Raw genomic sequence first — 8,002 nt, forward strand, 5'->3', positions numbered from 1 at the left:
ACAATATGAACAACAATATTACCAAAACGAAAAAATGATAGAGGCGGGCACTGTCTAATATTTTGGCGAGGATCACTTATTACAGAACAGGGCGAAACAAGAAATGCCGCCTCTATCGTTAATAATGATTTTTTTATGATAAGTAAATTACACCGCAATAGTGGCATTGTTATTCCCCATACGACTTTATCTGTGATTGATGGTATGAAATCTGAAAGCTTTGATGAGCGTTTAAAGGCCATTTTTAGTCGTTTTGAAAAAGAATACAAAGCTAAATTTGCAACTGCGTTAACACAATCAAATTTGCATGTTAGGTTATTTATTGATGCTGAAGTTTCAAACGATAAAATAAAGGCATTATGGATGGAAACATTGGGAAAAAGAATTTGTCATCCTGCTAGCTTTGAAATTGAAGATCCCAGCCATTCATCTACATTTATAGAAACATGGTTAGACGATAGTGCTCATGATAATGAGTTGCTTTTGGTGATTAATACACATCTGTTTTCTGCTCCAATTAAAGACGAAGGTGAGTTTGCGTCAATGCTAGTTCTAGCAGGGGAAAACGTAAATAGAGCGCCATTTTTTCCTACTGCTAATTCGCCATTAATAAAAGTTTATCGTAGTGAACAAAAAACGGAATTCACGCAAACTATTGAACATGCTTTATTGTGGGGTAGTGCCGATGATAACCAGTATAACGGGGTTTGGTATAGCGGTATTTCGACAGATTTTAAAAATGAAATTATGCACTACTTTAATCAAATTCAGTTTGAAGCAAAAAATTATTTTAATATCGATAATTCAATTGGTTATGCTGGTTATTGTTCGTATTGGTTGGCATTAGTATTAGCCATTGAAAATGTATCTATGAAAAAAGATAAACAATTGATCATGGTAGGTAAAACACCACTTACCGCTTCGGTTGTGTCATGTTTGCAAGAAAATAACACTTGTTAAGCGTTAAGGTAATATATATAGTTATGTCAAATTTTTGATTTTTATTTGTATTTTTACCGTGATAACGTTAAGACATCTTATAGAATATGATATCCTTTAATCCTCCCGACTTATTTGGCAGAATTTGAACAGCATTATAAAGGGCGGGATGTATTACTTATTAAATGAGACATTTAATAAAATATCGCACTGAAAATTAAAACTAAAGATTAAGCCTTACTCAAAAATCGGACAAATGCTGCTATGGTATAGTTAAAAATTATAGAATAAACGACTATGATGAAAAAATTTGGCGTCAAGTTTAAACAACAATTGATTAATCATTTAATTACCTATTTATTTTTATATCACTCGGTAGACATTAGTTAGTATGTTTTAGTTGAATTGCATTTTATTTATATATTAAAAACTGATTATTTTAAATTATTTGCATTAATTTAAAATAATCAGTTAACTTTTTGCTTTTATACTGTTTGGTATATACTGATGTACTGTTTTATCTATATTTATTTTTTATGGTTAAGCGAAGTATTAATCTCTTTATAGCACTGTTTGCTATCGCAATTATTGCTATGGAAACTTATATTTATTGGCATACAAAGTTTCGCCCTTGGCAACCAAGTTCTTCTATAGGCCGATTAATTTATTATTATAGCTTTTTTACGGTGTTATCAAATTTGATGCTGGCATTAAGTTGTTTGTGGTTATCTGTTAACCCTAATTGTAATCGATATAGTTTTAAAGTTATTCGCTTAAATGGTTTGGCTGGTGTGATTATAACGGCTATTGTGTATAATTTAGTGTTAAGAGGTATCCATACCCCGCCTAATGCATTAATGAAAATCACTAACGAAAGTTTACATGCTGTTATACCTGCTTTGGGTTTATTAAGTTGGCTGATTTGGGGGCCATTTAGACGCATCAACGTTCATGTCATTATAGGATCAATATTATCAATGCTAGCTTATGGCATTTATATTTTTGTCCGAGGTTATTATACTAATCAATATCCATACCCTTTTATTAATGTTGTACGAATCGGTTATCCCAAAGCTTTGTATGCTTCAAGTATTGTTTTTTTATTATTTTTGGGGTTAGTTTTTTTATTATGGGCGATTGAACTCTTAAGGAAGCGAAAATGAAACTGTATATTTATGAGCATTGTCCTTTTTGTGTTAGGGCTAGAATGATTTTTGGTCTAAAAAATATACCGGTTGAAAAACAGGTATTATTGAGTGATGATTTTCAATCACCAGAGCGCATGATTGGTGAAAAAATGGTGCCTATTTTACAAAAAGATGATGGTAGCTATATGCCTGAAAGTTTAGACATTGTTGATTATGTTGATAACAATTATGGCGATAAACCCATTTTAACAGGTCCTAGATCGCCAGATATCACAGATTTAATAAAACAGTTGCAACAATATGATTATAAGTTAGTGTGTCCACGTTATATAAAACTAGGTTTAGCTGAGTTTGCGACACAAAGTGCTATCGATTCTTTTGTTAATAGTAAATCAAAAAAAATGGGATCGTTTGATGAATGTTTGATGCAAACGGATTCATTAGTGTCTGCCGTATCTGCTATATTAAATAAACTTGAGTTATTGATTGTGTCACCAGATGCATGTAATGGACAATTATCTTTAGATGATATCTGTTTGTTTCCAGTTTTACGGAATTTGACGTGTGTTAAAAGCTTAACTTTTTCATCTAAAATTAAGGATTACCTACAATCAATGGCTAAACTTAGTAAAGTTGATCTATTTTTTGATAAAGCTATTTAACAATTAAAAATACAGATCTTGCTATTTTTGTTTGATATTAAATCATAATTCTAAAACGTAGGGTAAAAAAGAACAGGAAAAATAGGAATAAACCTGTTCTTTTTTGTTTTAGCAATTAATTACCTAATTTAACATCAATCACTTCAATATTATCTTTACCACCATAGATATCGTACCAAGGTGTTGCATATTGTTTTAATATCTTATTGAGATGTTCAACATTTTCACGACCAGTTTGATCTAGCCAAAGTTTTAAACCTTCTTTGCCTCCATTAGCATAGGCCGCAACACCTTCAAACCATGTTGCTCTACCTCCAAGGATGCCGCTATATTTAGCGCCATTTTCACCGGCAAAAATAAGTTCTTGGTGGAAGGTTTTTGTTGGTACGCCAGCACTTAAATAGATAAAAGGGCGGGTTGCTACTTCACTTGCTTGTTTAAAATAGTCAGCAGCTTGTTTTTGTGTGTAAACAACTACATTGTTGTCGTTAAAGCCTTCTACATTCTTAAACAATACGGGAACTTCGACTTTTAAAATATCAATATAATACTGTTCTTTAGTAAACTCTTTTATCGTGTTGATGACTTTTTGAGGTTTGATTTTTGCAAATTCAGGACTTTTATCATCGGTTATCACATTGTCATATACAATCGGTTCAACAAATACAGGAATATCAGCGGCTCTAGCTTCATTGCCTAAACGTTCTAAAAATGCGTGTTTTTTATCTAAAATATCTTGAGGATCATCCGGATTATAATAAACCAATACTTTTGCGGCATCGGCACCTTTTTTTATTAGGCGTTGTAATGAATCCTCCGGCAAAATATCGGGTAATCGTCCTGGAGTACTAGCATCATATCCTGTTTTTTCGTATGACATGATTAATCCAGCATTGCTATTTTTAGCTGCCATGCCTTTAAAACCATATTCTTCATCTAACAATATTGCACTAACATATTTAGTTAATTCTTGAGAGACAAGTTCTTTAAATTCATACACCATATCGATATGATAACGATCTTTCCCCACAGCAGATTCCATCATTTTAACCATTGAACCGCGTTGATCGATCGCTAATGCTGCAATAATACCATCTTGGTTTGATAACTGCTGCATACGTGTAAATTTACCACGAGAAATACATTTTTTCGCCATTTTATAGCTCTCCATTTAGTAAGATGTGTTATTGTAGTTTTTTTATTTGGTTGTTTATTAATCATTTGTGCTAGTTTTAACGATATGCATAATTTTAATAAATTCAATTGTTATGTAGTGGCATTATGATTGAGCTAAATAATTACTTGATTCGTTATCTTCTTTTAAAAGAGCAAGTGTTAGAGTATAGTAGTTAAAAATATAAAACTGTTTGTAAACAATAATTTACAAGGATGAACATGCACAAAGTACTCCATACACCAACAAGAACTTTAAATGCTCAGGATTATAAAACGTTGTCGCTTTCTGCATTAGGTGGAGCATTAGAATTTTATGATTTTATTATTTTTGTCTTTTTTTCTATAACCATTAGTCACCTTTTTTTTCCGAATGATATGCCTGATTGGCTGAGCCAAGTACAGACCTTTGGTATTTTTGCTGCTGGATATTTAATACGCCCATTGGGTGGAATCGTTATGGCCCACTTTGGCGATCGATTTGGTCGCAAAAGGATGTTCACGCTAAGTATACTGCTTATGGCATTACCAACACTATTTATAGGTTGTTTACCTACGTATATTAATATTGGTATTTTTGCACCTTTATTGTTACTGTTTATGCGATTATGTCAAGGCCTAGCTGTAGGAGGAGAAGTTCCTGGCGCTTGGACTTTTGTATCTGAGCATGTACCGAAAAATAAAATTGGATTGGCATGTGGAATATTGACAAGCGGATTGAGCCTAGGTATTTTGCTTGGTTCGTTAGTTTCAACGGCCATGAATAAGTGCTTATCTTCGGAACAACTTATTGATTGGGGATGGCGCATACCATTTATAGTTGGCGGTGTTTTCGGATTGATAGCAATGTATTTACGTCGTTGGTTAAAAGAAACACCAATTTTTCTGGAAATGCAAAATCGTAAACAACAAGAATTAGCTAAAAAAATACCCGTGCTCACTGTATTGACGGGGTATTTGCCTCAAACTATTTTATCTATGCTACTCACTTGGGTGTTGTCTGCTGGTATTATGGTTATTATGCTAATGACACCAATTTTATTACAAAAGCAATTTGGTTATTCAGCGATAGATGCGTTGCAAGGAAATATATTAGCTATCATTGGACTAATTATAAGTTGTACATTTTATGGAATGATGATGGATAAATTTGCTATGGGGAAAGTGATGTTAATAGGTTGTGTTATTGCAACTATTGTTATTGCTATTTTTTATCTATCATTAGATAACCCACATCTTTTATTTATTACTTATTCTTTAGCAGGTTTTAGTGTTGGTATTGTAGGCTCTTTTGCTTATTTTATGGTGAGAGTGTTTCCTACCCAAATTCGTTATAGTGGTGTATCATTTTCATTTAACATGGCTTACGCTATTGCGGGCGGATTAACACCTCTGTTGATCTCCTTTTTGAGTGATTTTGTTAGCAAAATGGCACCAGCTATTTATGTTATTGGATTATTTGGATTTGGTGCATTGATTGGATTATATTTATTTATTAAGGATAACAGTCAAAAGTATATAGCTAAAGATATTGCATAATAAATGCTGACCATAGAATTTTAATTATTATTTAATAATATGTTGAAATGGAAAGTATAAGAATTTATTCTTACTTTCCATTTACCTGACCTACCTTATATTCAAACCAGCCAGATTTATTTATTTAAACGATATATCCAACTTATTTTGTTAAAAACTTTCAGGAAAGACTACGTTTTAGTATGGCTTGTTAAATAATCAATACTATTAAATAAAATTTTGAAAAAACTAAACTTTTTAAGGGATAAGGTAAACTTATCGCAACTAAAAAAGGATCTAATATAAATAAGATTAAACGCAAAAAACGAACATTCAATGATGATTTTAAACATCAAATGGTCAGTCTTTATCAACATGGTAAATCACGTAGTGAAATCGTTGCAGAATATGATTTGATAGCTACTTACTAGATCATAAGCAAAGGTGCCCGCTACCCATGTTGTGACCGTTAGGTGGCTATCTGACTGGTTAGGATCGGTTTTTTTTACTTCGATTTCTTCAATATCGGTAAAATGGGCTTGCCATAATGCTTTGCCCATTCTTGCCAAACAGCAACGGTTTTTGGGCTATTCCGTTATATTGTGCCGTTGTTTAATTTCAGCTAACTCTTGTTGCGATGTGGCATTAAACGCTTCAACCATCCATTCTGGCCAGCCTTGTCCTTTAATAATTTTTTCTTTAAATTGGGTTTCTTGTTCCCATTTGTATTTGCCGTCGTTTAGACCTGCTAATTTGTTAGCGCACATAAAGTTATTGACCCAACCCCAAACCAAATAACTACCTATGCCGCCACGTAATGGGTCTAATAATATATGGTCAATTGTTTTATGGGTATGAGGTTTGCACACCATTAATATGGTGGTGTTGAGTGAATATCGTGAAAAATTATGCACCACCACCCCTTGTAAATGGGCCCAGTCATATTCTTTTATGCGTTTTTTATTAGGATGCAAAAAGGTTAGCGGATTGCGTAACACTTTAAAATTAAAAAAATAGCTTTCATTGATATACACTTTACCCGTTTTGCGGTTAAAAATAATGGGGCTACCTCGGCGTGTAAAAAGGTTTTGATAACATTCTGGAATCATTAAATATAAAACGAGAATAAAACAGATTAAAATAACAACCAAAACATAAAAAACAAATTCAGTTTCAGATGTTATTTTAAATATCATAAGTCCATATGATAAACCAGGTATCACAAAAAACATTGAAATTGACAGAAATAAACTTATACATAAATAAAAAATCTGATCAGAGTTTGTTTTACGAATAAAAGCACAGTAGTTATCATTGGCATATAGAAGACGCTGATCCGCCCCCGTTAAATAGTTACCGCCTTTTTCTAAATCGCTTATCCAACCAAAAATTTGGGGTTGATATTGTGATGGCATTGTTCTGTTCCTTATTTTAAATTTTATTGTTTTTAGTCACGATTAATGGCACGTCTTCACGGTTATTGTATTGAATAATAATTTGATATTTTACAATATTAAACACACCTATCGTGCCAGCGATCCATTTATTGATAATGAGCCCATTTTGAACAGGCTGGTTGCTGTTGGTTGTTATTTTATCAGTAAGATGATTAGCCGATGTGGTTAAAATAAATTCGTCTGGCTTGTCAATTTTGCTATAATCGGGTATTGGGCGCCTAGTCAGTACGTCGATATTACGATCATATTTATCAAAATAGGCTTTTTGATCCGTCCCCGCCCTGAGCATTGAACCTTATTGTTTTACATGATGCCGTTGTTTAATTTCAGCTAACTCTTGTTGCGATGTGGCATTAAACGCTTCAACCATCCATTCGGGCCAGCCTTGTCCTTTAATAATTTTTTCTTTAAATTGGGTTTCTTGTTCCCATTTGTATTTGCCGTCGTTTAGACCCGCTAATTTGTTAGCGCACATAAAGTTATTGACCCAACCCCAAACCAAATAACTGCCTATGCCAGCACGTAATGGGTCTAATAATATATGGTCGATTGTTTTATGGGTATGAGGTTTGCACACCATTAATATGGTGGTGTTGAGTGAATATCGTGAAAAATTATGCACCACCACCCCTTGTAAATGGGCCCAGTCATATTCTTTTATGCGTTTTTTATTCGGGTGCAAAAAAGTTAGCGGATTGCGTAACACTTTAAAATTAAAAAAATAGCTTTCATTGATATACACTTTACCCGTTTTACGGTTAAAAATAATGGGGCTTCCTTGGCGTGTAAATAAGTTATGATAGATTTCGGGAATAAAAAGATAAAAAGCAAACAATGAGACAATTACAATAAAATAAGAGAGACTCACTATCGAATTTTCCGTCTTAGAATTTGAATTTAAAATTATTGTTAAAAATATATATGTAGCAGGTATTAAAAGAACACAAGCAATAACAAAAATAAATGAATAAAAAATCTGATCAGATTTTGTTTTGCGAATAAAAGCACAGTAGTTATCATTGGCATAGAGAAGACGCTGATCCGCCCCCGTTAAATAGTTACCGCCTTTTTCTAAATCGCTTATCCAACCAAAAATTTGGGGTTG

At 33.0% G+C, this 8,002-nt stretch carries 9 protein-coding genes; 4 read left to right on the forward strand and 5 right to left on the reverse strand.

The window, feature by feature from the left end; genetic code table 11:
* Nucleotides 1–135: 135 nt before the first annotated feature.
* The 3 genes from ACGH6Q_RS11640 to grxB all read left to right on the forward strand — a co-directional run bounded on the left by ACGH6Q_RS11640 (nt 136) and on the right by grxB (nt 2,749).
* The gene (locus tag ACGH6Q_RS11640) at nt 136–960 is read left to right on the forward strand and encodes a hypothetical protein (RefSeq protein WP_411592891.1); all 825 of its coding nucleotides are present in this window, start codon (nt 136–138) and stop codon (nt 958–960) included.
* A gap of 515 nt (nt 961–1,475) precedes the next feature.
* Nucleotides 1,476–2,102: a Pr6Pr family membrane protein gene (locus ACGH6Q_RS11645; RefSeq protein WP_411592892.1), complete on the forward strand. Its 627-nt coding sequence runs from the start codon at nt 1,476–1,478 to the stop codon at nt 2,100–2,102.
* Nucleotides 2,099–2,749 (forward strand): glutaredoxin 2, encoded by a 651-nt coding sequence (grxB, locus tag ACGH6Q_RS11650; protein ID WP_085166067.1) that lies wholly within the window; start codon nt 2,099–2,101, stop codon nt 2,747–2,749. Before ACGH6Q_RS11645 ends, grxB begins: the two co-directional genes overlap by 4 nt.
* Nucleotides 2,750–2,864: 115 nt before the next feature.
* Here grxB and ACGH6Q_RS11655 read toward each other — a convergent pair whose 3' ends face one another.
* Nucleotides 2,865–3,905, reverse strand: coding sequence for a tagatose 1,6-diphosphate aldolase (locus tag ACGH6Q_RS11655; RefSeq protein ID WP_065560449.1), 1,041 nt, complete (start codon nt 3,903–3,905; stop codon nt 2,865–2,867).
* Nucleotides 3,906–4,144: 239 nt separating this feature from the next.
* Between ACGH6Q_RS11655 and ACGH6Q_RS11660 the strand changes: the two genes are divergently transcribed.
* Complete coding sequence (locus ACGH6Q_RS11660; protein WP_411592893.1) at nt 4,145–5,461, forward strand: MFS transporter; 1,317 nt, start codon at nt 4,145–4,147, stop codon at nt 5,459–5,461.
* 362 nt (nt 5,462–5,823) lie between these two features.
* Here ACGH6Q_RS11660 and ACGH6Q_RS11665 read toward each other — a convergent pair whose 3' ends face one another.
* The 4 genes from ACGH6Q_RS11665 to ACGH6Q_RS11680 all read right to left on the reverse strand — a co-directional run.
* Nucleotides 5,824–6,000 (reverse strand): hypothetical protein, encoded by a 177-nt coding sequence (locus ACGH6Q_RS11665; RefSeq protein WP_411592894.1) that lies wholly within the window; start codon nt 5,998–6,000, stop codon nt 5,824–5,826.
* A gap of 27 nt (nt 6,001–6,027) precedes the next feature.
* Nucleotides 6,028–6,855 (reverse strand): DUF6708 domain-containing protein, encoded by an 828-nt coding sequence (locus ACGH6Q_RS11670; RefSeq protein WP_411592895.1) that lies wholly within the window; start codon nt 6,853–6,855, stop codon nt 6,028–6,030.
* 16 nt (nt 6,856–6,871) lie between these two features.
* Nucleotides 6,872–7,186, reverse strand: coding sequence for a hypothetical protein (locus ACGH6Q_RS11675; RefSeq protein ID WP_411592896.1), 315 nt, complete (start codon nt 7,184–7,186; stop codon nt 6,872–6,874).
* Nucleotides 7,187–7,192: 6 nt separating this feature from the next.
* Nucleotides 7,193–8,002: DUF6708 domain-containing protein (locus ACGH6Q_RS11680; RefSeq protein ID WP_411592897.1), on the reverse strand; the 810-nt coding region annotated here is incomplete at its 5' end.

It is taken from the genome of Gilliamella sp. BG2, assembly GCF_046635645.1.
Lineage (GTDB): Bacteria > Pseudomonadota > Gammaproteobacteria > Enterobacterales > Orbaceae > Gilliamella > Gilliamella bombi.